The sequence below is a fragment of the Streptomyces sp. NPDC037013 genome (assembly GCF_055607265.1).
In genome coordinates, this window is the sequence record NZ_JBVJRV010000009.1 from 446067 (window position 1) to 471410 (window position 25344).

The 25344-nt window shown below is 71.1% G+C and carries 24 protein-coding genes and 1 riboswitch; of the genes, 5 read left to right on the plus strand and 19 right to left on the minus strand.

Features of this window, described 5'->3' with window-relative positions; genetic code table 11:
• Window positions 1–48: 48 nt before the first annotated feature.
• From ACZ7DY_RS32645 to ACZ7DY_RS32660, 4 genes are all read right to left on the minus strand, one after another.
• Complete coding sequence (locus tag ACZ7DY_RS32645) at window positions 49–525, minus strand: DUF5304 domain-containing protein (protein ID WP_471141854.1); 477 nt, start codon at window positions 523–525, stop codon at window positions 49–51.
• Window positions 526–583: 58 nt separating this feature from the next.
• On the minus strand, window positions 584–1747 hold the full coding sequence (locus ACZ7DY_RS32650) for an ArsA family ATPase (protein WP_471141856.1): 1164 nt from the start codon (window positions 1745–1747) through the stop codon (window positions 584–586).
• Window positions 1748–2080: 333 nt separating this feature from the next.
• Window positions 2081–2521: an SRPBCC family protein gene (locus tag ACZ7DY_RS32655; protein ID WP_471141857.1), complete on the minus strand. Its 441-nt coding sequence runs from the start codon at window positions 2519–2521 to the stop codon at window positions 2081–2083.
• Window positions 2522–2632: 111 nt separating this feature from the next.
• Window positions 2633–3403, minus strand: a complete 771-nt coding sequence (locus ACZ7DY_RS32660; protein WP_471141860.1) for a metallophosphoesterase family protein — start codon at window positions 3401–3403, stop codon at window positions 2633–2635.
• 300 nt (window positions 3404–3703) lie between these two features.
• Here ACZ7DY_RS32660 and ACZ7DY_RS32665 point away from each other — a divergent pair, with 300 nt between their 5' ends.
• Window positions 3704–5500: an AMP-dependent synthetase/ligase gene (locus tag ACZ7DY_RS32665; RefSeq protein WP_471141862.1), complete on the plus strand. Its 1797-nt coding sequence runs from the start codon at window positions 3704–3706 to the stop codon at window positions 5498–5500.
• A 566-nt stretch (window positions 5501–6066) separates the two neighbouring features.
• Here ACZ7DY_RS32665 and ACZ7DY_RS32670 read toward each other — a convergent pair.
• Window positions 6067–7209, minus strand: a complete 1143-nt coding sequence (locus ACZ7DY_RS32670) for a glycosyltransferase family 4 protein (protein WP_471141865.1) — start codon at window positions 7207–7209, stop codon at window positions 6067–6069.
• 108 nt (window positions 7210–7317) lie between these two features.
• Here ACZ7DY_RS32670 and ACZ7DY_RS32675 point away from each other — a divergent pair, with 108 nt between their 5' ends.
• On the plus strand, window positions 7318–8556 hold the full coding sequence (locus ACZ7DY_RS32675) for a glycosyltransferase 87 family protein (protein WP_471141866.1): 1239 nt from the start codon (window positions 7318–7320) through the stop codon (window positions 8554–8556).
• On the opposite strand, the gene ACZ7DY_RS32680 is transcribed toward ACZ7DY_RS32675, so the two are convergent.
• The 5 genes from ACZ7DY_RS32680 to ACZ7DY_RS32700 all read right to left on the minus strand — a co-directional run bounded on the left by ACZ7DY_RS32680 (window position 8513) and on the right by ACZ7DY_RS32700 (window position 13948).
• Entirely contained in the window at window positions 8513–9715 is a 1203-nt protein-coding gene (locus tag ACZ7DY_RS32680) for a hypothetical protein (RefSeq protein WP_471141868.1), read from the minus strand. The two genes, ACZ7DY_RS32675 and ACZ7DY_RS32680, sit on opposite strands and share 44 nt — an antisense overlap.
• A 38-nt stretch (window positions 9716–9753) precedes the next feature.
• Window positions 9754–10782 (minus strand): C40 family peptidase, encoded by a 1029-nt coding sequence (locus ACZ7DY_RS32685; protein ID WP_471141871.1) that lies wholly within the window; start codon window positions 10780–10782, stop codon window positions 9754–9756.
• A 241-nt stretch (window positions 10783–11023) separates the two neighbouring features.
• Complete coding sequence (locus ACZ7DY_RS32690; RefSeq protein ID WP_471141873.1) at window positions 11024–12055, minus strand: C40 family peptidase; 1032 nt, start codon at window positions 12053–12055, stop codon at window positions 11024–11026.
• Between the two features lie 270 nt (window positions 12056–12325).
• On the minus strand, window positions 12326–13675 hold the full coding sequence (locus tag ACZ7DY_RS32695; protein ID WP_471141876.1) for an NYN domain-containing protein: 1350 nt from the start codon (window positions 13673–13675) through the stop codon (window positions 12326–12328).
• Window positions 13676–13708: 33 nt separating this feature from the next.
• Window positions 13709–13948, minus strand: coding sequence for a hypothetical protein (locus tag ACZ7DY_RS32700; RefSeq protein WP_471141878.1), 240 nt, complete (start codon window positions 13946–13948; stop codon window positions 13709–13711).
• A 180-nt stretch (window positions 13949–14128) separates the two neighbouring features.
• Between ACZ7DY_RS32700 and ACZ7DY_RS32705 the strand changes: the two genes are divergently transcribed.
• A complete protein-coding gene (locus tag ACZ7DY_RS32705; protein WP_471141880.1) occupies window positions 14129–14875 on the plus strand; it encodes a rhomboid family intramembrane serine protease in 747 nt (248 codons plus the stop codon).
• A gap of 37 nt (window positions 14876–14912) precedes the next feature.
• Window positions 14913–15194 carry an Lrp/AsnC family transcriptional regulator gene (locus ACZ7DY_RS32710; RefSeq protein ID WP_125512351.1) on the plus strand — a complete coding sequence of 94 codons (282 nt, stop codon included), beginning with the start codon at window positions 14913–14915 and terminating at the stop codon, window positions 15192–15194.
• A 40-nt stretch (window positions 15195–15234) separates the two neighbouring features.
• On the opposite strand, the gene ACZ7DY_RS32715 is transcribed toward ACZ7DY_RS32710, so the two are convergent.
• From ACZ7DY_RS32715 to ctaE, 6 genes are all read right to left on the minus strand, one after another.
• The gene (locus ACZ7DY_RS32715; protein ID WP_471141883.1) at window positions 15235–16608 is read right to left on the minus strand and encodes an aminotransferase class V-fold PLP-dependent enzyme; all 1374 of its coding nucleotides are present in this window, start codon (window positions 16606–16608) and stop codon (window positions 15235–15237) included.
• A gap of 190 nt (window positions 16609–16798) precedes the next feature.
• A riboswitch (SAM riboswitch) is annotated at window positions 16799–16916 on the minus strand.
• An 84-nt stretch (window positions 16917–17000) separates the two neighbouring features.
• Window positions 17001–18065 (minus strand): anthranilate phosphoribosyltransferase, encoded by a 1065-nt coding sequence (gene trpD, locus ACZ7DY_RS32720; protein WP_471141885.1) that lies wholly within the window; start codon window positions 18063–18065, stop codon window positions 17001–17003.
• Between the two features lie 140 nt (window positions 18066–18205).
• Window positions 18206–19837: a cytochrome bc1 complex cytochrome b subunit gene (gene qcrB, locus ACZ7DY_RS32725; protein WP_471141887.1), complete on the minus strand. Its 1632-nt coding sequence runs from the start codon at window positions 19835–19837 to the stop codon at window positions 18206–18208.
• On the minus strand, window positions 19834–20889 hold the full coding sequence (gene qcrA / locus ACZ7DY_RS32730) for a cytochrome bc1 complex Rieske iron-sulfur subunit (protein ID WP_471141889.1): 1056 nt from the start codon (window positions 20887–20889) through the stop codon (window positions 19834–19836). The genes qcrB and qcrA overlap by 4 nt, the downstream gene beginning before the upstream one ends.
• On the minus strand, window positions 20886–21695 hold the full coding sequence (qcrC, locus tag ACZ7DY_RS32735) for a cytochrome bc1 complex diheme cytochrome c subunit (RefSeq protein ID WP_471141892.1): 810 nt from the start codon (window positions 21693–21695) through the stop codon (window positions 20886–20888). The genes qcrA and qcrC overlap by 4 nt, the downstream gene beginning before the upstream one ends.
• Before the next feature lie 75 nt (window positions 21696–21770).
• Entirely contained in the window at window positions 21771–22391 is a 621-nt protein-coding gene (gene ctaE, locus ACZ7DY_RS32740; RefSeq protein WP_055566234.1) for an aa3-type cytochrome oxidase subunit III, read from the minus strand.
• Between the two features lie 198 nt (window positions 22392–22589).
• Between ctaE and ACZ7DY_RS32745 the strand changes: the two genes are divergently transcribed.
• Entirely contained in the window at window positions 22590–22988 is a 399-nt protein-coding gene (locus ACZ7DY_RS32745) for a hypothetical protein (protein WP_471141894.1), read from the plus strand.
• Between the two features lie 117 nt (window positions 22989–23105).
• Here the strand turns inward: ACZ7DY_RS32745 and ACZ7DY_RS32750 are convergent, their stop codons facing one another.
• The 3 genes from ACZ7DY_RS32750 to ACZ7DY_RS32760 all read right to left on the minus strand — a co-directional run.
• Window positions 23106–24350: a L,D-transpeptidase gene (locus ACZ7DY_RS32750; protein ID WP_471141896.1), complete on the minus strand. Its 1245-nt coding sequence runs from the start codon at window positions 24348–24350 to the stop codon at window positions 23106–23108.
• 134 nt (window positions 24351–24484) lie between these two features.
• Complete coding sequence (locus ACZ7DY_RS32755; protein WP_055566237.1) at window positions 24485–24883, minus strand: cytochrome c oxidase subunit 4; 399 nt, start codon at window positions 24881–24883, stop codon at window positions 24485–24487.
• The coding region (locus tag ACZ7DY_RS32760) for a cbb3-type cytochrome c oxidase subunit I (RefSeq protein ID WP_471141899.1) at window positions 24880–25344 on the minus strand (465 nt) is incomplete at its 5' end. The genes ACZ7DY_RS32755 and ACZ7DY_RS32760, both read right to left, overlap by 4 nt.

A 25344-nucleotide genomic window follows, 5' to 3' on the forward strand; every position in this document is an offset into this window, starting at 1 on the left:
CCCTCAGTTCGATCGAGCCCCGCTACGGCCCACCGTACCCGAGGGGGGTCAGTCCAGATCGATGTGTTCCCCGGCCGCGGGGCCCTCGTCACGGCGGTCCGGGCCGTCCGCGGTCTCCTTCGTGCCGGCCGCGGGAGTGTCGCCGCGGGTCCACCTGCCCTCCTGGCCGCGGGCGGCGGAGCGGTAGGCGGCGAGCAGCTCGGAACCGGCCGCCGCAAGGTGGTCGAAGACGTCGGGATTGCGCTCAATGACCGGCTCGACGACGGCCTTCGCCTCCCGGACGACCTGCTTGATGGTCTGCTCGACGGCGCCCTGCGCGACCGCGCCGAGCAGGGGCGTCTGCAGCCCGGAGAGCTTCTCGGAGACGGCGTCGACGAGCTTGCGCAGCTCCTCGGCGGCCGACCCGGTCGGGGCGCCGTACTCCGCGCGGCGGCGGGCCCGCTCGGCCGCGAGATCCTCGGCGCACGCCTGCTCCCAGGCGTCGGCGTCGGCTTCGGGGGCTTCGCGCTCGGTGGCATCGCTCATGGCACTCGACGTTACCCGAATGGCGGTCACGCGTTCACCGTCCGTGCGGCGGCGGGGTTCAGTCGCCGCGCGGCCACAGCTGCGGGTCGGGCGCGAACCGCACCCGCAGCTCGCCCTCGCGCAGCCCGGCCCCGGCGACGGTGCAGCGGCGCAGCGCGGACGGCAGGGTGACGATGCGGCGCAAGGGGCCCGCGGTGACGACGAGCTCGTCGCCGCGCCGGATCAGCCCGAGCTCCTCGCGGGTGACGCCGGGGAGCGGGATGTGCCAGACGTACGTGTGGCTCCCGTCGGCGTCGGCAGGGGCCTCGGTGACGGGCCAGGCGACGGGGGCGGGGGCGGGGGCGGGCGCGGTCAGGCCGAGGGCGGCGAGATCGTCGGCGCCCCGCGGATCACGCCCCAGATGCGGAACGCGGACGAGCCGCTCGTAAGCGCCCCCCGCCCCGGCCTCCCACTCTCCGAGGGTCTTGTGCTGCTGGGCGCAGAGCCCGGCGAGCCAGGTGTCGGCGCCGGCGTCCGGGAGGACCCGGTTGGCGATCAGGAGATCGGCGCGCAGCCCCTGCAGGGCCAGGCCGGTGACGGCGGCGCGCACGGCGTCGTCGCCCGCCGGTCCCGGCTCGGCGACCAGCCGCACGGTGGTGGTGGGAGCCTCGATGACGCGCTGGACGGCGGCGAGCTCGTCCTCCAGCCGGGCCGCGCTCTCGTACAGCCAGGCAGCGGGCATGGGGACGCCGGCGAGGCGGCCGAGCATGGGGCGCAGGGCGCGGGCCGCCTGCCGCTCGGGCGGGAGCAGCCGGCGCAGGTAGCGGCGGAGCTGCTCGGGGAGGGCGAGGGTGGCCAGGGCCCTGGGGGCGGGCGGCAGGTCGACGACCAGGGTGTCGTACGCGTCGTCGCGGGCGGCGTCGCGCAGGGCGCGCAGCAGGGCGAGCTCCTCGGCCCCGGGCAACGGGGTCAGCTCCTCGCCGTCGAGCCGCTCGGCGCCGAGCAGGTCGAGGGCGGGGGCGGCACGTTCCTGCAGGGCGAGCAGATCGTCCCGGAAGCGGGCGTCGGGGGCGAGCCGCAGGGTGGTGAGGCCGGGGTGCGCGTCGGGGGCGCCGAGGGTGTCGGCACGGTCGGAACCGAGCAGGAGGACCCGCTGCCCGGCCCGCGCCGCGGCAAGCGCGGTGGCCGCGGCAACGGTGCTCCGCCCGGCCCCGCCGGACCCGGTCACGAGAAGGGTGCGCATAAGAGTGAACGGTACGTCAGCCGTCGTCCGACCCTGGCCGGGGCGTCAAGGGGGCGGACCGGATGCCCGCGCGACGTCCCGGGCGGGCATCGGACCGACCCAACGGCTCACGCCAGGCCGGTCGGTTCACGTCGGACAGACCGAGCACGCCAGACCGGACACCACCCACCAGACCGGATGACCGAAGGCCCCGCGGCAGGCCGGGCGGCCTGTCTCGGGGCGACCTCAGGGTCAGGGGCACGCCACCGGCCGGAGCGCTTGCCTCAGGGGCAGGGGCACGCCATCGGCCGGGCCGCCTGCCTCAGGCCTGTGGTCCGCTCCTGGCCGGGCGGCCTACGCCTCGCCTGATTCCACTCGCTTCTTCAGGCCCGCGAGTGCGCGGTCGATGATGACCTTTTCCGCCTTGCGCTTGATCATGCCGAGCATCGGGATCTTGACGTCGACGGTGAGCCGGTAGGTGACCTCCGTGCCGGTGCCCACCGGCTTCAGGAGGTACGAGCCGTCCAGGGAGCGCAGCATCTGGGACTTGACGAGGGTCCAGCTCACCTCGTCGTCACCGGTCCAGGTGTAGCCCAGCGTCTGGTCGTCCTTGATCGCGCCGGCGTCCATGACGAGGCGGACCTGCTTGGCGCGGCCCTGCTCGTCGGTGGCGAGGACCTCCGCCTCCTTCACCTCTCCCGTCCAGTCCGGATAGCGGGCGAAGTCGGCGATCACTCCCATCACCTCGGCCGGTGCCGCCTCGATCGTGATGCTCGAGCTGGTGTGTTCGGCCATCGCTGTGGCTCCTCCAGAAGCGGTCCGCTTGGGTCTCCCCTGCTCGTGCGCAGCCGAGGGCTTGGGGAAGGGGTGGTGTGTACCGCGTGAAGGCTACCGCGCGGGGCAGACTCACCACTCCAGGGCCCAGGGCCTGGACGACCCCGCGAAGTGCCCGACGTTCACGCACTCCGTCGCGCCGAGGCGCACGCGCCGGACCAGGGGCTGGTGGACGTGGCCGAAGAGCGCGTACCTCGGACGGGTCCTGCGGATCGCGTCGAGGAGTGCCCGGCTGCCCCGCTCGAAGCGGCGCGCCACCGTGTCGTAGAGGAGCTCGGGTACGTCCGGCGGAATGTGCGTGCACAGGACGTCGACCTCGCCGACGGCCTCGATCTTGGCGGCGTACTCCTCGTCGCTGATCTCGTAGGGAGTACGCATGGGGGTGCGCAGGCCGCCGCCGACGAACCCGAAGACGCGGCCGCCGATCTCGATCCGTTCGCCGTCGAGGACGGTGGTGCCCGGCCCGGCGTACTCGGGCCAGAGGGAGGGGATGTCGACGTTGCCGTAGGTGGCGTAGGTCGGAGTGGGGAAGGCGGCGAACAGTTCGGCGTACTGCTTGCGGACCGCCCGCTCGATCGCCGCGTTCCGGTCCATGCCCGCCCACAGCTGCCTGCCGAACTCCCGGGCCTCCTCGAAGCGGCGGGCGGTGCGCAGCTCCACCAGCCTGCTGGCGTTCTCGGCGCCGAAGAGGTCGGGGAAGATGCCGCGCGAGTGGTCGGCGTAGTCGAGGAAGAGCACCAGGTCGCCGAGGCAGACGAGCGCGTCCGCGCCGTCCCCCGCGCGGGCGAGACCCTCGGCGTTGCCGTGCACGTCACTGACCACATTGACCCGGAAAGCTGGCATGCGGATCACCCTAGGACGGCGGCCCCGCGGAGGGTAGGGGCCCCCGGGCACCGGCCGGACCTGCGGTTACTTCCGAGTCGGGAAGACGGTGGCGTACTGTGCGATTCAGACCACAGCGACGTGTGACGCACCGAACATCTGGCCCTGCCCCCCTACCGAACAAGCCATACCGATGGGTAACGTCCGGGCAGTCCAGTAGTGCTCGGCCCCCCATCCCGACTGAGCACCTGCCCGATCTTGGACCGCACCGTCGCAGCACACAACGTCGTGGCGCCGGCGCCCTATGTAGGAGCAGCAGTCTTGCGCGAGTTCAGCCTTCCGGCCCTGTACGAGGTCCCTGCGGACGGCAATCTGACCGACATCGTCCGCAGAAATGCCGCGCAGCACCCGGATGTCGCCGTCATCGGCCGCAAGGTCGACGGCCGCTGGCAGGACGTCACCGCCAAGGCCTTCCTCGCCGAGGTGCGCGCCACCGCCAAGGGGCTGATCGCCGCGGGCGTGGGCCCCGGCGACCGCGTCGGCCTGATGTCCCGCACCCGCTACGAGTGGACGCTCCTCGACTTCGCCATCTGGAGCGCGGGCGCGGTCACCGTACCGGTGTACGAGACGAGTTCGGCCGAGCAGATCCAGTGGATCCTCGGCGACTCCGGCGCCGTGGCCTGCGTCGTCGAACTGGACGCGCACGCCGCCGCCGTCGAGTCCGTCCGCGAGGGGCTGCCCGCGCTCGCCACCGTCTGGCAGATCGACAAGGGCGGCGTCGAGGAGCTGCGCCGCACCGGCGCCGACGTCCCCGACGAGACCGTCGACGAGCGCAGCGCGGTGGCCGGCGCGGACGACCCGGCGACCATCGTCTACACCTCGGGCACCACGGGCCGCCCCAAGGGCTGCGTGCTCACCCACCGCAGCTTCTTCGCCGAGTGCGGCAACGTCGTGGAGCGGCTCAAGCCCCTCTTCCGTACGGGCGAGTGCTCGGTCCTGCTCTTCCTGCCCGTCGCACACGTCTTCGGACGGCTCGTCGAGGTCGCCGCGCTGATGGCGCCGATCAAACTCGGCCACGCGCCCGACATCAAGCACCTCACGGACGAGCTGGCCTCGTTCCGGCCGACCATGGTCCTCGGTGTGCCGCGCGTCTTCGAGAAGGTCTACAACTCGGCGCGCGCCAAGGCGCAGGCCGACGGCAAGGGCAAGATCTTCGACAGGGCCGCGGACACGGCGATCGCCTACAGCCGCGCGCTCGACACCCCGTCGGGCCCGTCCCTCGGCCTGCGGATCAAGCACAAGATCTTCGACAAGCTGGTCTTCAGCAAGCTGCGCGCCGTCCTCGGCGGCCGCGGCGAGTACGCGATCTCCGGCGGCGCGCCGCTCGGCGAGCGGCTCGGCCACTTCTTCCGCGGCATCGGCTTCACGGTCCTGGAGGGGTACGGCCTCACCGAGTCCTGCGCGGCCACCGCCTTCAACCCGTGGGACCGCCAGAAGATCGGCACGGTCGGCCAGCCGCTGCCGGGCTCCGTCGTCCGCATCGCCGACGACGGCGAGGTCCTCCTCCACGGGGAGCACCTCTTCTCCCACTACTGGAACAACGAGGGCGCCACCGAAGAGGCGCTCGCCGACGGCTGGTTCCACACCGGCGACATCGGCACCCTCGACGAGGACGGCTACCTGCGCATCACCGGCCGCAAGAAGGAGATCATCGTCACCGCGGGCGGCAAGAACGTCGCCCCCGCCGTGATCGAGGACCGCATCCGCGCGCACGCGCTGATCGCCGAGTGCATGGTCGTCGGCGACGGCCGCCCCTTCGTGGGCGCGCTGGTCACGGTCGACGACGAGTTCCTCGGCCGGTGGGCCGCGGAACACGGCAAGCCCGCCGGGTCGACGGCGCTCTCCCTCCGTGACGACGCGGACCTGCTCGCGGCGATCCAGAGCGCGGTGGACGACGGCAACGCGGCGGTCTCCAAGGCGGAATCGGTACGGAAGTTCCGGGTGCTCGGCTCGCAGTTCACGGAGGAGTCGGGGCATCTGACGCCGTCGCTGAAGCTGAAGCGGAATGTGGTGGCGAAGGATTACGCGGACGAAATCGAAGCGATCTACCACGCGTAGCGCAACCGGCCCGCCCACTGCCCGTGGGGGGGTGCGCGTCGCTCGCGGCTGCCGCTCTCGGGAGTTGTCATCCCACTTGCCCGTGGGGTGTGCTCTTCGCTCGCGGCTGCTGCTCTCGCCGGGTTGCTCACGCCCACTCGCCGTGGGGCGGCTGTTTGTTTGCGGGGCCGGGGTTCGTCGTGGTTGCTCGCGCAGTTCCCCGCGCCCCTAAGCGGGGGCTTCGCCCCGCTTCCCCGACCCCCGAGCCCCTGACGCGGCGCAGCCGCGGCCCAGGGGCGCGAGGAACTGCGCGAGCCCAAGGGGCGTCCAGGGGCGCGGGGAACTGCGCGCGCAACCACCACACATCCGCAGCCTCCGACGAAGCAACCCCGGCACGTCCTGGGGCGTTCAGGGGCGCGGGGAACGGCGCGAGCAACCCACAACGACCCGGCAGCCGCCAACAAAGCACCCGGGGCAACCCCTCGGGCGTTCAGGGGCGCGGGGAACTGCGCGAGCGGCCCACAATCACCCGCAGCCGCCGACGAAGCCTCCCCGCACGGGGAACCGTGCGACAGGGCCAGGGCAAGTTACAGGAGTTCTCGGAGGCGTTCGGCCAGGAGGTCCCAGCGCCACCGTTCCTCCACCCAGGACCGGCCCCGCGCCCCCATCCGCCCCCGCAACTCCGCATCGCCCAGCAACGCGCCGATCCGCTCCGCCGCCTCCTCCGGCGCCCCGCCCCGGACGACCCAGCCCGTCTCGCCGTCGAGCACCGCGTCCGGCGCCCCGCCGGAGTCGCCGGCGACCACCGGCAGGCCCGTCGCGGACGCCTCCAGGTAGACGATGCCGAGGCCCTCGACGTCGAGGCCGCCGCGGCGCGTACGGCAGGGCATGGCGAAGACGTCGCCCGCGCCGTAGTGCGCGGGCAGCTCCTCCCACGGCACGGCCCCCGTGAAGCGCACGGAGTCCGCCACCCCGGTCTCCGCCGCGAGTTTGCGCAGGCTCTCCTCGTACGGCCCGCCGCCTACGATCAGCAGCACCGCGTCGGGCGCCCCCGCCAGGATCCGCGGCATGGCGAGGATCAGCGTGTCCTGTCCCTTGCGCGGCACCAGCCGGGAGACGCACACGACCACGGGCCGGTCGGTCAGCCCGAGCCGCGCCCGCACCTCGGCCCCGCCGGAGCCGGGGTGGAAGGTCTTCTCGTCCACGCCAGGCGGGAGTTGGACCATGCGGCCGGCCGCCGCGGGGGTCAGCGCGGCGGCGATCCGCGAGCGCGTGTACTCGCCGAGGTAGGTGATCGTGTCCGTCGACTCGCCGATCCGGCGCAGCAGCCCGCGGGAGGCGGGCAGTTGGGCCCAGCCCGCCTCGTGGCCGTGGGTCGTGGCGACGAGGCGGGTCGCCCCGGCCCTGCGCAGCGCGGGGGCCATGAGCCCCAGCGGCGCGGCGGCCCCGAACCACACCGACGTACAGCCGTGTTCGCGCAGGAGTGAGACCGCGCGGCGGGTGACGCGGGGGGTGGGCAGCAGCATCGTGGTGCGGTCGCGTACGACCTGGAAGGGCTGCTCGGCGTCGAAGGCGGCGGTGGCCTCGGCGCCCTCGCGGCCGCGCTTCCAGGTGGAGGCGTAGACGACGATCCGGTCGGGGTCCAGGCGCAGCGCCATGTTGTGCAGGAACGCCTGGATGCCACCGGGCCTGGGCGGGAAGTCGTTCGTGACGATCAGGGTCTTGTGCATCGCGCACGACAGTACCCAACGGCCCAGCCTCTTCGCCCTCGCCCGGCCCCGCCCGGCATCATGGCTCCACGAATCACAATGAAGTATGAGAAAAGGGGCGAGGCGCGCATGGGACGCATCCTGACCGTCTGGGTCCTGACCAGAACCGTTCTGCTGCTCTGCGTCTGCCGGGTGCTCACGGTCCCGGGCCCGGACGTGACCAGCGACGTCTCCGTCATCTACCAGGGCTGGTACGGGGTGCTGCGCACCGGCACCTTCCCGCTCGACGACGTCACCTGGCAGTACCCGCCCGCCGCCGCCCTCGCCGTCCTCTCCCCCGCCCTGCTGCCCTTCCTCGGCTACGCGACGGCCTTCTTCGTCCTTGCCCTCCTCTGCGACGCGGCGGTGTGCGGGCTGCTCCTGTACGCGGGGCGACGGCCCGGCAAGTCGCCGCGGGGCGCCTGGGTGTGGGTGGTGGGCGCGGCCCTGCTCGGGCCCATCGTGTACGCCCGGTACGACGTGATGGTGGTGGCCGTCGCGGTCGCCGCGCTGCTCGCCGGAGCGCGGCATCCGCGCACGATGGGGGCGCTCGCCGGGTTCGGGGCGCTGCTCAAGGTGTGGCCGGTGCTGCTGCTCGTCGGCGCCCCGCGCGGGCGGGCGACGCGGCGGTCCTGGACGGCGGCCGCGGGGACGGCCCTCGTGCTGACCATGGCCTGTGTGGTGTCGGTGCCGGGCGCGCTCGCCTTCCTCACCTTCCAGCGCGACCGCGGCACGGAGGTGGAGTCGCTCGGCGCGCTCGTCTTCCACGTGGGGCGGCACCTGGGTTGGCGGGGCGAAGTGCGGCTGAATTACGGCTCGGTGGAGTTCCTCGGCCCGTACGTGCCGATGGTGAGCTCGGCGGCGCAGGTCCTTACGGTGGTGGCGTTCTGCTGGCTCCTGGCGTGGCGGCTGCGGGCCAGGGTCTGGGCGGCGAGCACGCCCGCGGACGCGGCCTTCGTCGCCGTGCTGCTCTTCACCGCCACGAGCCGGGTGATCAGCCCGCAGTACCTGCTCTGGCTGGTCGGCACCGCCGCCGTCTGCCTCGCCTTCGGCGCGAGCCGCATGGAGGTCCCGGCGCGGCTGGTCCTCGTGGCGGCGTTCGTGACGTTCCTCGAGTTCCCCGTCTGGTTCTCGCACGTGGTGGCGGGGGATCCGCTGGGGGTCTGCCTGCTCCTGGTGCGCAACGGCCTGCTGGTCGCCGCGGCGCTGCTGGCGGGCCGGAACCTGTGGCGGCAGACGGTCTCCGAACCGCGCCGCGCGGAGCGGCAGCCGGTACCGGAGCAGGTCAGCCAAGCTCCGCGCGCAGATACGTACGCCAGCGCGCCGTGAACGCACCGGGCGTGGTGCCGAGGACGTCCCGCAGCGCGGCGCCGACCGCGCCCGCCCGTCCCTCGTGGGCGCCCACGGCCCGGTAGAAGTCCGTCAGTTTCCGCTCGCCCCACTGCTCCGCGATCATCCGGCAGGCCAGCCACGCGCCTTCGTAGGCGCCCGCGAGCCGCCCGGCGTCCCCGCCGAAGCCGAAGTCGTCGTCCCCGGGCAGCGCGTTCGGCAGCTCGCCGCGCCGCACCGCGCGCCGCAGCTCGGGGGCGGCCTGCTCCGCGGTGCGCCCGGTGCCGCGGTAGCCCACCCAGTCCGCGAACCCCTCGGAGAGCCAGAGCGGGGTGGCGGCCGAGGTCTGCGCGCGGGTCGCGACGTGGGTCGCCTCGTGGGTGAGGACGACCTGTTTGCCGAAGTCGCCGAGGACGCCGTACGCCTCGGGGTTGAGGATGACGCGGTCGGCCGGCGCCCGTCCCGAGCCGCCCGTCTCGCCCGTGGTGACCGCCGCGATCCCCCGGTACCCGGAGGCGGGCGCCGCGAGCAGTCCCGCCATGCCGTCCAGGGAACGGGGCACCAGGACGACGACGCGGCCCGGCCACTTCTGCGGCCAGGCGTCCCGGACGGCGGGCACCGCCCGGTCGGCGAGCTCGCGGTGGGCGCGCAGTTCGGCGGCGCTCCGCCCGACGCCGAGGACGAGGCTGTGCGCGCCGCGTTCGACCCTGACCCGGCCCTGGTCCCAGAGCTGCTCCCCGGCATCCTTGGCGGGGCGTTCGGCGGTGACGTACCACTGTCCGCCGTGCCGCTTCAGGGAGAGCGTGCGTTCCGCGGTGACCGGCGCGCGGTCGTACCCCTTGATGCGGTAGTGGAGTTCGGCGTCGGCGGTGGCTTCGGCGCCGGAGCGGTCGAGGCGGGTCAGCCGGTACTCCCAGGAGTCGAGCGGGACGTCGTCGATCCTCTCGAAGAGGTCGGCGGCGCCCTTCGCGGGCCGCTCGGTGCCGTCGTACGCCTTCTCGTCGTCGTCGAGGACGGCCTGCGCGCGCCGCTCCAGGAGCCTGCGCACATCACCGGCGGCGGCATCCGGGACCGGGTCGCCGCCGCATCCGGCGAGCAGGGCGAGGCAGAGCGCGAAGCACAGCGCCACCACCCACGACCCACGTCTGTGACCAGCCACGTTCCCGATCGTACGGGGCCGGTCCGGTCCCCCGCCGGTCAGATCCGCGTCACGGACGAGACCGGCATCATGCCGACGGGGTCGTAGCGGACCACCGCGCCGGGGTACGGCGCGTGCACGACCTGGCCGTTGCCCACGTACATCCCGACGTGGCTGGCGTCGTCGCGGTAGACGACGAGGTCACCGGGTTGCGCCTGGGAGAGGGGCACCTGGCGTCCGGCGTACCGCTGGGCCTGTGAGGTGCGCGGCAGTCCGACGCCGGCCTGGGCGTACGACCACTGGGTGAGGCCCGAACAGTCGAAGCCGGAGGGCCCGTTGGCACCCCAGACGTAGGGGCGGCCGACCGCGGAGCGCGCGGCGGCGATGGCCGCGGCCGCCCGGGACGAGGCGGGGGCGCCGCCGAGTGCGGGCAGTTCGGGGCGGTCGCCGCCGCGCGAGGATCTTTCGTACGCCTCGCGCTCGTCGCTCGGCAGCGAGTTGAGCAGCCGTCTGGCCATGGCCAGCTTGTGCTCGACGACCCGCTTGTGGCGGGCGACGGCGGTGCGGCTCTTCTCCAGCTCGGCAAGTTTGCGGCCCGCCTCGGTGCGCTGCTGGGCGAGGCCGCGCTGGGCCCGCTGCAGATCGGCCAGTTCACCCGCCTGGCGGGCGGTGACGCGGTCCAGGACCGAGGCCCGCTCCAGGTAGCCGTCCGGGTCGGAGGAGAGCATCAGGGCCAGCGAGGGGTCGATGCCGCCGGCGCGGTACTGGGCCCCGGCGAGCGCGCCGAGTGCGCCGCGCATCCGGTTGATGCGCTCCTGGCCGCGCGCGACGCTGTCCTTGGCCCGCTCGACCTGGGCGCGCAGCTTGTCGGTGCGCTCATCGGCCTTGTTGTACAGCTCGGTCGCCTGCTCGGCCTGTTCGTACAGCCGGTCCACCTTGGCCCGGGTGTCGGACGGCTTGTCCTGCGGCGCGGCACCGGCGGGGACGGCAGCGAGGGCCGCCGCCGCGGTGGCCGCTGCCGCTGAAAGGACGGTCACACGTGCGCTCCGGTCGAGACCGGGCTGTGCGGGACGGCGATGGAACCCCACGAGACGCCGCTCTCCCTTCCGCTGACGGACCCCCCGGTTGCCGGAGGGAATGCGCGCCGACAGTAGCCGTGCGGACACGGAGCGGCCAAAGACCCGGCGGGGTGCGGAAGGGTGCGGACAGCCCTGCGCCCCGCCTCAGACGCAGGTCATCAACGGGGCGCGGGGTCAGCGGGAGTTGCCGGAATTCGCCCGTTTGGGCGGTGTCGGCACGGCGTTGACGTCAGCGGCGCGGTGGCCGCGGTCAGATGCGGACGCCGAACTGGAAGGTGCCCAGGTAGGACATCGACTCGTAGCGCACCGAGGCGCCGGGGTGCGGGGCGTGCAGCACCTGGCCGTTGCCCGCGTAGAAGCCGACGTGCGCGAGGTTGTTGAAGAACACCAGGTCGCCCGGCTTGAGCTCGCTGCGGCCGATCTTCGTGCCGTCGTTCTGCTGGGTGTACGTGGTGCGGCTGATGTGGACGCCGGCCTGGGCGAACGCCCACTGCGTGAGGCCGGAGCAGTCGTAGGAGTTGGGGCCGGTGCCGCCGGAGACGTAGGGCTTGCCTATCTGGGTGGCGGCGGCGCTCAGGGCGGCGGCGCCGCGGCCCGACGCGGGCTTCTCGTCGCCGAGGTCGGTGCGGTCGCCGGCGGAACGGCTGGCGCGCTTCTGCTCCTTGGCGGCGAGCGCCGCCTTCTCCTTGGCGGTCAGCGTGTTGAGGAGCTTCTGCGCCTCGCCGAGCTTGCCCTGGACTTCCTTCTTCTTCTTGCCGAGCTCCTCGCGGGTGTCCGCGAGGTCGTCGAGCTTGCCCGCGGCCTCCTTGCGCTGCTGCGCGAGGTCCCGCTGCTTCTTCTGGATCTTCTTGAGCGCCTCGACCTGCTGGCTGCTCAGCTGGTCGAGGGTGGACGCCTTGTCGAGGTAGTCGTCCGGGTCGGAGGAGAGGAAGAGCTGCAGGGAGGGGTCGATGCCACCGGAGCGGTACTGGGCGCTGGCCATCGAACCGAGGCCGTCGCGCAGGTCGTTGAGCTCCTCCTGGCCGCGGGCGACCTTGTCCTGGAGGTCGCCGATCTGCTTCTCCAGCTTCTCCTGCTTCTCCTTGGCCCCGTTGTACTTGTCGGTGGCCCGCTCCGCGTCCTCGTAGAGCTTGTCGACCTTGGACTTGACCTCTTCCTTGCTCGGCTTCGGCGCGGCCTGGGCGGCGCCTTGCGAGGTGAGGGCCACGGCAGCGGCGGCGGTCGCGGTGAGCACGGTCACGCGGGTGCGGCTCGGCTGCTTGGGTCGACGGTGGGACGCCACGCGGGCGGCTCCTTCTTCCTCCGGCCGCCTACCGGGACGCGGCGGGCGGGTACCACCGCCGCCACCCCGGATGGGTGATCAACCGAGCGGGGGTTCGAGGGCTGACCCTAGTGACCTTCTTGTGATCAGTTCAAATCACACCAGCAAAAAATCGGTCGCGGACAACATTCTTTACCGATGACGCACAGCCCGTAATGATCTTCTGACGCTACGTCGCACACGACGGGTCCTCAATCCGGGCATAGGGCCCAGCAGTTGCCGAGTACCCCTTTAGCCCCGCGAAAGCCGCTTCAGCAGCACCGCCGAAGCCACCGGCCGCGCCCCGGCCTTGGCGATCCCATCGGCCACCTCACGGTCGGTGGAGACGACGACCACGGGCCGCCCCGGCGGCTCCGCGCGCACCAGCTGGCGGATCAACTCGTCAGCGGTGACACCGGGCTTGGAGAAGAGCACGCGCACCCCGCGCGGCGGCGCGAGCAGCACCGGCGCGGCCAGCTCCGCGCCGTCGAAGACACAGGTGACCTCGGCGCCCGACTGGAGGGCCAGCTGCGAGAGCGAGCCGAGCAGCCGCAGCCGCTGCTTGTCCAGCGGCATGGTCGGATAGCCCGTCTTGGTGACGTTGTAGCCGTCGACGACCAGATGCGCCTGCGGCAGCGCGAGCAACTGGTCGAGGATGGCCGGGTCGCTCTCGGACAGCGCGCGGGCGGCGATGTCCTTGGGCGACATGCGCCCCGGCTCGACGGCGTCCACGGTCTCGGCCGGCCGTACGGAGACGGGCGGCAGGGCCAGTTCGCGCCGCAGCCCCTGGGCCGCGTCCAGAACCGTGTCGAGCAGCAGCCGCAGCCGCATGTCCTCCACGCTGCGCCCCTCGCGCGCCGCCCTGCGGCTGGCCTCGAGGGCGGCCTCCGTCTCACCGAGCCGCGCCTTGAGCCGCCGCGCCTCGCTCTCGGCGGCGGACACCTGGGCCTGGCCCTCGGCGCGCACGGCCTCGGTCTCGGCGGCCGCCTTGCGCAGCGCCGCCTCGCCGCGCTTGACGTCGCTGAGCGCGCCCCGCAGCTTGCGATGCATCGATTCGGCTTCCCTGCGTGCCGCTTCCAGTTCGGCGCGCAGCCGCTCGGTCTCCGCCTTGGTCTGCCCGCGGGCCGCGGCCAGTTCCTCGCGCAGCCGCTCCAGCTCGGCCCGGGTCTCGTCGTCGGCGCGCTCGGCGTCGGCCCGCTGGGCCTCCTCCCCCGCGGCGGTGACCAGCTTCACCCAGCCCGTGGGGCGCAGCACATAGGCCGCGGCGGCCACGTCCAGGGGGTCCGCGGCGGGCGGCGGCGTGCCGGCGTCCAGGGCGGCGGCGAGCTCGCTCTGGGCCTCTCTGAGGCGTTCGCCGATGCGCTGGCGGAAGAGGGTGTCGCTCTCGACCGCCGCGGCCATGGCGTTGGCCGCGAACTTGGCGCGCCGGGTCGGCGTGAAGCGCGCGTACTGCCGCAGCTGGGCGGGCAATTCGGCCAGGGTGAGGCCGCCGAAGCCGTCCGAGACGATCTGGACGACCCGCCGGCGCACCCCGTCGGGCAGCGGACGGTCGAGCACCTCAGCGGCGCCGTCGTCCGGCTCGCCGCCTGCGCTCTCCACCATCCGTCACCCCACTACCTGTGCGGGCCCGCTCCCTCAGGAAGCGGCGCCCGGCCTGTCCACGAGTTCGACCTGATCCACGGCGTTGCACCAGCGGCAGCGCACGGACTCGATGGTCTCACTGACCACCTCGCGTTCCTCGACGCTGGACTCTCCGGCCAGGTCGAGATGGACATACTCGACCACCTTCGAGCTGCGGGTCACATCGAAACGCGTGAGATTGCCGCAGAGCGTGCAGCGCCACCGGGTGGTGGCGGTCGGCAGGGGAACCGTCATCGTTGCTGTTCGCTTTCTTCGGTGACTCGTCCGGCGACGTCTTCGGCGACCGTGGGGCCTACGCGGCTTTCCGTGTGCGTATTGCCCGTAACCCTAAGGCCTGTAAGGGGCGCCGTGCGGCGGCCCACGGAGCGGCATGGCGCTCTGGGCAGGTAGCGCCCGTTACGTCATGCTCTGTCCATGATCCGAACATGGGGTACGAAGGCGGGCCGGCTGCTCAGGGGGCATCCCGCCCCGGTGACGTACGGACTGATCGCCGTCTGCTGCGCGGTCTTCCTGGTCTCCCCGGTGTCCGGCTTCAACCCCGCCTACGGCCGCGGCGACGAGCTGATCGGGGCGCAGCAGGCCTACTTCGAGCGGTGGGGGGTGGTGCCCGTCGAACTGTTCAGCGGTGACCCGGGCGCCGCGCTCGGCCCGTTCACCGCCCTGTTCGTGCACGGAAGCTGGCTTCATCTGCTCGGGAACATGCTGTTCCTGTACGTCTTCGGGGTCATGGTCGAGGAGCGGATGGGGCACCTCCTGTACGCGTGCTTCTACGTCTGCTGCGGATATCTCGCCCTGCTCGCCTACGCGGCCGCGCACGCGGGGTCCGACCAGACGCTCGTCGGGGCGTCCGGCGCCATCTCCGCCGTCCTCGGCGCCTGCCTGTATCTCTTCCCCAGGGCGCGCGTCACCAGCCTCTTCCCGTTCCTCTTCTTCCTGCCGCTGCGCTTTCCCGCATGGGTGGTGCTGCCGTTCTGGGTGACGCTGCAGTGGCTGGCGGCGGGGCGGGGCGGCCAGGGCACGGGGGTCGCCTATCTGGCGCACCTGGTGGGGTTCACGCTCGGCTTCCTGTACGCGTGGGGATGGTGGGCGCGCAGGCAGCGGAGGGGGGCGCGGAGCACGTCCGCACGGCGGCCGGGGCCCGAGACGGGAGGGCTAGAGTGAAAGGCACAGCACCGGCCACCGAGGGAGACAGCCAGCCGTGATCACCGCGATCGTGCTCATCAAGACCAGCGTGGACCGGATTCCGGAGATCGCCGAGTCGATCGCCGCGCTCGACTCCGTCAGCGAGGTCTTCTCCGTCACCGGCACGTACGACCTGATCGCGATGGTGCGGGTGCCGCGCCACGACGACCTCGCGGACGTCATCCCGGGCCGGATCAGCAAGATCCCCGGTGTCGAGGCGACCGACACGCACGTGGCGTTCCGCACGTACTCGCAGCACGACCTGGAGGCCGCGTTCGCGATCGGCCTCGACTCCTAGGGCCTCTCCCTCCGGCGCACGCGGACCCCGCGCCGCCCGGTCAGGCGGCGACGCCGGTGTCCGGCACGCAACGCCCGTCCTCGGTGCGGTAGTTCCATCGCGCGCCGTCGGCCACCAGCTCCTTGACGGCGCGCACGAAACGCTCGACGTGCTCGTCGGGGGTGCCCGCGCCGAAGCTCACCCGGATGGCGTTCAGCGACTTCTCGCCGGGCGCCGCCTCGGGGGCGCCGCACTCGCCGGGCTCGTCGGCCTCGCTGCCGAGCAGGGTGCGCACCAGCGGGTGGGCGCAGAACAGGCCGTCCCGTACGCCGATGCCGTACTCGGCGGAGAGCGCGGCGGCGAAGTGCGAGCTGTTCCAGCCGTTCACGACGAAGGAGATGACGCCCACGCGCGGCGCGTCGTCCCCGAAGAGCGAGAGGACCCGCACCTGCGGCACCTCGGCGAGGCCCTCGCGGACCGTGCGGATCAGGTGCTGCTCACGGGCGACCAGCGCGTCGAAGCCCGCCTCGGTCAGCGCCTTGCAGGCGGAGGCGATGGAGTACACGCCGATGACGTTGGGCGAGCCGGCCTCGTGCCGCGCCGCCGTGTCGTGCCACTCGACGTCGACGCCGCCGTCGGCGCGCCGGGCCACCTTCCGCGAGGCCCCGCCGCCCGCGAGGTAGGGCTCGGCGGCGCGCAGCCAGTCGGAGCGGCCTGCGAGGACGCCCGCGCCGAAGGGCGCGTACAGCTTGTGGCCGGAGAAGGCGACCCAGTCGACGTCCAGCTCGTCGACGGAGACGGGGTGGTGGGGCGCGAGCTGGGCGGCGTCGAGCACGATGCGGGCACCGTGCGCGTGAGCGGCCGCCGCCAGCTCGCGCACCGGCCAGAGCTCACCGGTGACGTTGGAGGCACCGGTGACGCAGACCAGCGCCGGGCCGTAGGGGTCGCGGTCGGCGAGCGCGCGCTCCAGCGTCTGCACGGCCTCGTCCGGGGTGCGCGGGGCGTTGAGGTACGTGACGCGGGCGTCCCGCCACGGCAGCAGCGAGGCGTGGTGCTCGGTCTCGAAGACGAAGACCTCGCAGCCGGCGGGGAGGGCCTTGGCGAGCAGGTTGAGCGAGTCGGTGGTGGAGCGGGTGAAGACGACCTGGTCGCCCTCGCGGCAGCCGAGGAACTCGGCGACGGCGGCCCGGCTGTTCTCGAACAGGTCGGTGGAGAGCTGCGAGAGGTATCCGGCGCCGCGGTGCACGCTGCCGTAGTACGGCGCGTACGCGGCCACGTCGTCCCACACCCGCTGCAGCGCGGGAGCGCTCGCCGCGTAGTCGAGCGCGGCGTAGGTCACCTCGCCGCCGGTGACCAGCGGAACGGTGACGTCCCGGCCGAGGACGGCGAGCGGGGCACAGACGGACGAGTCGGCGGCGACGGCGGAAACAGACATGGCGAACTCCCGTAAGAGGCAAGTGAGTTCACTGCGCGCGCGCACGGAGGACAGAGGGGTGCGGCGGTGCAGTGATGAAGAAAGAAGGGTGCGCGGAAAAGGGGCCGAAGGCCCTAGCACATTCGCTTGCTCACGAGACTGCTCCCTTGAGGACCAGGACCCCAGGGGCGGACATTCACCGATGTCCAGGGGTCCGCGCTTGCCATACGCCTTGCTGCGTACGACCTGGTCTTCACCCGGGGCACCCCGCCACGGACGGAGGGTTGCCGGACAGCGGGCCGGGGCCGTAGTCGCTGTCACTCATGACCTGTGCAGCATCTTGCCACACGATCTTCGACGCGCAAGGCGCAGTCCGGGATTCGGACTGCGCCCTGCGTCACATCGGGGGAACCTCAGCGGTTGCTGGCCGCCACCCAGCGCTCCAGGGCCCGCTTGGCGGCGCCCGAGTCGATCGCCTGCGCCGCCTGCGCCATGCCGGCGCGGATCTGGTCCACCAGCGGCTCGTCGGTCGGCGTGAGGGCGCACAGCGCCGCAGCGGAGTTCAGCAGCACCGCGTCCCGCACCGGACCGCGCTCGCCGTCGAGGAGACGCAGCGCCACCTCGGCGTTGTACGACGCGTCGGCGCCGCGCAGCGCCTCGACCGGCACCAGGTCGATGCCGACGTCCCGCGGGTCGAAGGCCTCCTCGCGCACCGCGCCGTCCCGTACCACCCAGACCCGCGAGGTCGACGTCGTCGTCAGCTCGTCGAGCCCGTCGTCGCCGCGGAAGACCAGGGAGGAGTGCCCGCGCTCGGCGAAGACCCCGGCGACCACGGGGGCCATCCGGGGGTCGGCGACCCCGACCGCCTGGGCGCGGACCTTGGCCGGGTTGGTGAGCGGGCCGAGGAGGTTGAAGACGGTCCTGATCCCCAACTGGCTCCGCGCGCCGCCCGCGTACCGCAGCGCGGGGTGGAACTTCACGGCGAAGCAGAAGGTGATGCCGGCCTCGTCGGCGACCTCGACCACCCGTTCGGGGGTCAGGTCCAGGTTGACGCCGAGCTTCTCCAGGACGTCGGAGGCCCCGGAGGCGCTGGAGGCGGCGCGGTTGCCGTGCTTGACGACCTTCGCGCCCGCGCCCGCGACGACGATCGCGGACATGGTCGAGATGTTGACGGTCTTGGCCCCGTCGCCGCCCGTGCCCACGATGTCCACGCTCGGGCCGGGTACGTCGATGACGTTGGCGTGCGCGTACATGGCGCGGACCAGGCCGGAGATCTCCTCGACCGTCTCGCCCTTGGCCCGCAGCGCCACGACGAAGCCCGCGATCTGCGCGTCGGTGGCCTCGCCGCGCATGATGCGGTCCATCGCCCACGCGGTGTCGTCGGCGCTCTGGTTCCGTCCGTCGAGCAGGCCGTTCAGCACGTCCGGCCAGGAACGGGCCGCCGCGGTGTCGCCTCCTGCGGGGGTCACAGCGCTCATAGCCGCTCCTGGTCTTCGTCTGCGTATGAAGGAATCACCCCTGCGCGCAGGGGTGGCACCACCCTATCCAGCCGCCGGGACGGCAAAGAGCCCCGTCCATGAACTGGACGGGGCTCTCGCCGTGGCGACGCTCAGGTCGATCAGTGGTGGCCGTGGCCGCTGGTGATCTCCTTGTACTCGTCGACGGTGGGCTTGGGGATCTGGCTCTCTTCCCCGTAGTAGCCCTTGGAGAGCTTGGCCCGGAGCTTCTGCGTACCGGACACCTTGCGCTCGACACCGTTCTCGTCGACCGTCGGGCCGATCTCGACCGGCTTGTACTGCTCGTGCGCGGTGAGCGTGTGCAGCTTGTCCTGGCTGAGCGGCTCGTGGACCTCGATGAACTCACCGTGCGGCAGGCGCTTGATGATGCCCGACTCGCGGCCGTGCAGCACCTTGTCCCTGTCGCGCCGCTGCAGACCCAGGCAGATCCGCTTGGTGACGATGAAGGCGATGACCGGCCCGACGAAGAAGGCGATCCGGACGAACCAGGTGATCGCGTTCAGCGACAGGTGGAAGTGGGTCGCCCACAGGTCGTTGCCGCCACCGACGAGCATGACCATGTACGCCGTGATCCACGCGACACCGAAGGCCGTACGGGTCGGGGCGTTGCGCGGGCGGTCCAGGATGTGGTGCTCGCGCTTGTCGCCGGTGACCCAGGACTCGATGAACGGGTAGACCGCGATGGCCACGAGGACCAGCGGGAAGAGCACCAGCGGGATGAACACGCCCAGGACGAGCGTGTGGCCCCAGAGGTTGATCTCCCAGCCCGGCATCACACGGATGAGACCCTCGGCGAAGCCCATGTACCAGTCGGGCTGGGCGCCGGTGGACACCTGGTCGGGACGGTACGGGCCGATGGCCCAGATCGGGTTGATCGAGGCGATCGCCGCGATGACCGCGATGACACCGAAGACCAGGAAGAAGAAGCCTCCGGCCTTGGCCATGTAGACCGGCAGCAGCGGCATGCCGACGACGTTCTTGTTGCTCTTGCCGGGGCCCGCGAACTGCGTGTGCTTGTGGTAGAAGACCAGGATCAGGTGGGCCACCACGAGGCCGAGCATGATGCCCGGCAGCAGCAGGATGTGCACCGAGTAGAAGCGCGCCACGAAGTCGCCGCCGGGGAACTCCCCGCCGAACAGGAACATCGACAGGTATGTGCCGATGACCGGCACTCCCAGGATGGCGCCCTGCATGAAGCGGACACCGGTGCCGGAGAGCAGGTCGTCCGGGAGCGAGTAACCGGTGAAGCCGGTGAACATGCCCAGGAAGAACAGCAGGAAGCCGAAGAGCCAGTTGATCTCACGCGGCTTGCGGAACGCACCCGTGAAGAAGACGCGCATCATGTGCACGAACATGCCGGCGAGGAAGATCAGCGCCGCCCAGTGGTGGATCTGCCGGATCAGCAGACCACCGCGCACATCGAAGCTGATGTGCATGGTCGAGTTGAACGCCTCGGACATCAGCTGTCCCTGCAGCGGGATGTAGCTGCCGTGGTACTCCACCTCGTTCATCGACGGGTGGAAGAACAGCGTCAGGTACACACCCGTGAGGATGATGATGATGAAGCTGTAGAGGCAGACCTCGCCGAGCATGAAGGACCAGTGGTCCGGAAAGATCTTCCGCATGTTGGCCTTGGCCAGGGAGTAGATCCCCAGCCGGCCGTCGGCCCAGTCGGCGACCCGCTCGCCCGCGGGCGCCTGACGACGCTTGTCGTTCGAAGCATTGGTGCTCATCCGCGCTCCCAGAAGGCAGGACCGACGGGCTCTTCGAAGTCGCCGAGCGCCTCGAGGTAGCCCTTTTCGTTCACGCCGATGCGCAGCTGCGGCAGGGCGTGACCAGCCGGGCCGAAGATCACTCGGGCACCGTCGGAGAGATCGAAGGTGGACTGGTGGCACGGGCAGAGGACGTGGTGCGTCTGCTGCTCGTACAGGGAGATCGGGCAGCCCACGTGGGTGCAGATCTTGGAGTAGGCCACGATGCCTTCGTGCGACCAGGCCAGCTCGCGCTTGTCCTTGATGTTCTCCGGCTGGATCCGGACGATCATCAGGGCGGCCTTGGCGATCTGCGTCTGGAAGTCGTGGTCGTGCTCCGACATGCCCTCGGGCATGGCGAAGGTCAGCGAACCGACCTGCACGTCGGCGGGGCGCAGCGGCTCGTTCGTGTTCATGTTCACGAGCATCTTGCCCTTGGCCCACTTGGTGTGCCGGAGCTTGTCCTCGGGCAGCGGACCGAGGTCACGCAGCAGGACGACGCCGGAGAGCGGGACCAGGGCCAGCGCGCCGAACATCGTGTTGCGGATCAGCTTGCGCCGTCCGAAACCCGACTCCGCGGCACCCTGCTTGAAGTCCGCCATGACCTTGGCCCGGACCTCGGGCTCGGCGGCGATCGGGTGCCGCTCGTCGGTCATCTCCACGTCGGACATGAGGGTGCGGGCCCAGTGGACCGCGCCCGCGCCGATGCAGAACAGCGCCACGCCGAGGGTGGTGCCCAGGGCGAAGTTGAGTCCGCTGATGTGACCGAGCGGCCAGATGAAGACGCTCTTGTCCGCCGGGATCGCCACGTACGAGGCGATGAAGCCGACCGTCGCGATCATCGAGAGGGTGAACAGGAACGCCACGGCGCGCTCGGAGCGCTTCGCGGCCCGCTCGTCGATGTCCTGGACGCGGTGCTCGTGGGGCGGCAGCCCCGGGTCGGCGAACGGGTTCTCTTCCGTCACCGCCACCGAGCCGTGCTCGGTCTCCTGCGTGCTGGGCAGGTTCTCTTCTGGAATCTCTTGGCTACTCATGACTTCTTGGCCTTTGCGGTCCGAGCGGCGACCCACACGGCGACCGCGATCAGCGAACCGAGACCGAAGATCCAGCCGAAGAGGCCTTCACTGACCGGACCCAGACCGCCCAGCTTGAGACCGCCAGGGCTCTCGGTCTTCTCACCGTTGACCGCGTCGAGGTACGCGATGATGTCCTTCTTGTTCTTCTCCGGCATCGTGGTGTCGGGGAAGGACGGCATGTTCTGCGGGCCGGTCTGCATGGCCTCGTAGATGTGCTTCGGGGAGACACCCTCCAGCGAAGGCGCGAACTTGCCGTGCGTCAACGCGCCACCTTCACCGGTGAAGTTGTGGCACTGGGCACAGTTGGTGCGGAACAGCTCGCCGCCCTTGGCGATGTCCGCCCCGTCCGGGCTGTACTGCTTCTCGGTCGGGACCGAAGGACCGGCGCCCAGCGACGAGATGTACGCCGCGAGCTGGTCGATCTGGGCCTGGTTGTAGATGACCTTCTTCTTGGGCGCCTGGGCACCCTGCTGCTGGAGCGGCATACGCCCGGTGCCGACCTGGAAGTCGACGGCGGCGGCGCCGACGCCGACCAGGCTCGGACCGTCGGAGGAGCCCTGACCGCCGGTTCCGTGGCAGCTGGAGCAGCCCACGGCGTAGAGCTTCTTGCCCTCGTCGATGGCGAGGGACTGGGCGGTGTCTTCGGCCTGCGCCTTGTCCGCCGGCGCGAACGCGGCGTACAGCCCCCCGGTGGCCGCCAGCGCGAGGAGTAGGACGACGACCGCCGCCAGCGGATGGCGTCGTCGTGCGGAGAGCTTTTTCACGGATTACCCCGGTGTCAGGATCTTCTGCGTCGATGCTTCAGGAATATGTCGGATGTCGCGTGAGCGACCTGCCGCTTACTTGATCATGTAGATCGTGGCGAAGAGGCCGATCCAGACCACATCGACGAAGTGCCAGTAGTAGGACACGACGATGGCTGCGGTCGCCTGTTCGTGGGTGAACCTCCTGGCCGCATAGGTGCGTCCCAGGACCAGCAGGAAGGCGATCAGGCCGCCCGTCACGTGCAGTCCGTGGAAGCCGGTGGTCAGGTAGAAGACCGAGCCGTACGGGTCGGACGAGAGCGAGAGGCCCTCGTGCTTGACCAGCTCGGTGTACTCGTACACCTGACCGCCGATGAAGATCGCACCCATGATGAAGGTGACGATGAACCACATCCGGAGCTTCTTCACGTCACCGCGTTCAGCCGCGAACACGCCGAGCTGACACGTGAGGGAGGAGAGCACCAGGATCGTGGTGTTCGTCGCCGAGAACGGGAAGTTAAGGGCCGAGGCCATTTCCTTCCAGTGATCAGGACCTGTCACCGATCGCAGGGTGAAGTACATCGCGAAGAGGGCCGCGAAGAACATCAGCTCGGAACTCAACCAGATGATGGTTCCGACGCTGGTGAGGTTCGGTCGATTGACCGGCGGGTGCGCGTGCCCGGTATCTACTGTCGTTGCTGTCGCCACGACCGACATTATGTCGGTCGCTTATCCCGCCCTCACCCCGGGGGGTGCCGTTCGGAGTGTCTACGGGGTGTGTCCTGCCCGGATGGCCCATCGGAGGCCTGTCCGAAGCGCTGTTGACGGGGTGTCGGGAGGAGTAGCATCCGCGCATCGGTTCCCGATCCCATGACGGCACAGCTCGACGCAACAGCTCGACGTATCGGAGGAACAATGCAGCCGACCGCCACGGTGCTGGTCTACAGCGACAACGCGAGCACCCGCGAGCAAGTCCGGTTGGCCACCGGCCGCAGGCCGGCGACGGATGTTCCCGAGGTCCGGTTCGTCGAGTGCGCGACGGTGCACGCGGTCATGAAGGAGCTGGACCAGGGCGGCATCGACGTCTGTGTGCTGGACGGCGAGTCGGCGCCGGGCGGGATGGGTGTCTGCCGCCAGATCAAGGACGAGATCTTCCAGGCGCCGCCCGTCCTGCTGCTGATGGGGCGCCCGCAGGACGCCTGGCTCGCGACCTGGAGCCGCGCGGAGGCCGCGGTGACCCTGCCGGTCGACCCGGTGGAGTTCGCGGCCGCCCTGGCCGGTCTGCTGCGCAGCAAGACGGCCGTGGAGGCCTGACCTCACCCGGCACCGCGGAAGGGCCCACGCCGCGGCGTGGGCCCTTCCGTGCGTCCGCGGGCGGCCCTTGCCGGACCCATCGCCGGGCGGGCCTCTGAGCGGCTCTCTGCCGGGCCGCTAGACCCTCGGCCGCAGCCTGGCCGCGTCGGCCGCCGTGGGGCCTTCCTTGGTGCCGGAGAGCAGCGCGCTGCCCTTGCGCCACTTCTTCCAGCTCATGTTCCAGTCGCCGAGGCCGTTGCCGAAGGCCGGCATGTCCTCGCCGTAGCTGTTGATGACCTTCACCAGGTCGCCCTGGCGGACGGTCTCGTAGAACCAGGCGGCGTCCCCGGTGCTCATGCCGGTGCAGCCGTGGCTGGTGTTGGCGTACCCCTGCGAACCCACCGACCAGGGCGCGGCGTGCACGTACTCGCCGGAGTCGGTGACCCGCGTCGCGTAGTACACCTGCTTGTCGTAGAAGTCGGACGCGCCGATGCTGGCACTGGTCATGCGTACGGAGTACTCCTTGCCCAGCACGACCTTGACGCCGTTGCGCGTGGAGTAGCCGGGCTTGCCGGTGGTGACCGGCATGGAGTTGATCTCCTCGCCGTTGCGGTAGACCGTCATGTAGTGGGAACCGGCATCCGTGACGGCCTCGACCCGGTCGCCGATGGTGAGCCTCAGCGGCTTGGTCTCGGCGCCCCACAGCTTGTCGTCGACCTTCAGACCCCGCAGGTTGCTGGAGACGTCGACGGTCGCTCCCGCGGGCCAGTACTCCTTCGGGCGGTAGTGCAGCGTCTCGCTGTCCACCCAGTACCAGGAGCCCTCTGTGGCGGGAGTCGAGCGGACCTTGAGCGCGCGTTCGACGGTCGCCCTGGCCTCCTTGCCCTTCACCGGGGCGCTGAGCTTGGCCGTGACGGGCTGTCCGACGCCGTACTTTCCCGCCTCGGGGCCGAAGGTGACCTTCAGCTGCTTCTTCTCGGCGGGGGCGCCGGTGTCGAAGGTCAGGACCTTGCGGCCCGGCGCGCCGTCCTCGTCCTCGGCGCTCACCCGCACGGTGTAGTGGGCGCCCGCCGCCAGCGGGGCGGTGCTGTGCCACCGTTCGCCGTCGGCGGAGAGTTCGCCCGCCACGTACCGGCCCATCGCGTCGGTGGCCGTCACGTCGGTGATGCGCGCCTCGTCCCCCTGGGCCGTGACCTCCAGGGGTTTGTCCGGGTCCGCCTTCTGGCTGCCCACAGGGCCGTTGAAGGCGATCTGGCCGGCCGCGTCGTACGGCTTCGCCGAGAGCGGGTGGCCGTCGGAGCTGCAGGCGCCGGCCCCCGCACCGAGGGCGGCCACCAGCATCGTGCAGCTCAGTACCGTGCGAATTCGCGGTGAGTGGCTCATGAACACACGGTATGGAGCTTCATCCTGTCCGGCGCGGTGAGTGACCCGTCCGGGGGTCAAGCCCGACACGCCGAAGGGCCCGGTCACTCCTGAAGGAGTGTCCGGGCCCTCCGGGCCGAGCGGGAACTACCGGCTCACTGCGTCTGGTTCTCGCCGCGGTAGTACTCGAAGACCCAGCCCCACAGGCCGATCAGGATGATCGGGGCCGAGAAGTACAGCAGCCACCAGCCGAAGACGACGCCCATGAAGGCGAGCGCCCCACCGACGGCCAGCGAGAGCGGCTGCCAGCTGTGCGGGCTGAAGAAGCCCACCTCGCCGGCCTCGTCCGCGACGTCGGCCTCCTTGTTGTCCTGTGCGGAGGCGTCGACCCGCCGGGCCGTGAAGGCCAGGTAGTAGCCGATCATGATGCACAGGCCGAAGGCCAGGAAGAGCGCCGTGGTACCGGCCGGCTCCTTCGACCACACGCCATAGACGATCGCCATGGCGAGGACGAAGACGCTCAGCCAGATGAACATCTTGCCCTGGATCTTCACTTCGCGGCCTCCTTGTCGCCGCCGAACAGCGCGGTGTCCTTCTGCCCGTCGTTCTCGATGTGGCCGAGAGCCGCGATCTCAGGGTGGTGCAGGTCGAACGCCGGCGATTCCGAGCGGATGCGCGGCAGGGTGAGGAAGTTGTGCCGCGGCGGCGGGCAGGAGGTCGCCCACTCCAGCGAACGGCCGTAACCCCACGGGTCGTCGACCTCGACCTTCTTGCCGTACTTGGCCGTCTTCCAGATGTTGTAGAAGAACGGCAGGATCGACAGACCGAGGAGGAACGAGCAGATCGTCGAGATCGTGTTCAGCGCGGTGAAGCCGTCGGCGTCGAGGTAGTCCGCGTAACGGCGCGGCATGCCCTCGGCACCCAGCCAGTGCTGGACGAGGAAGGTGCCGTGGAAGCCGATGAAGAGCGTCCAGAAGGTGATCTTGCCCAGGCGCTCGTCGAGCATCTTGCCGGT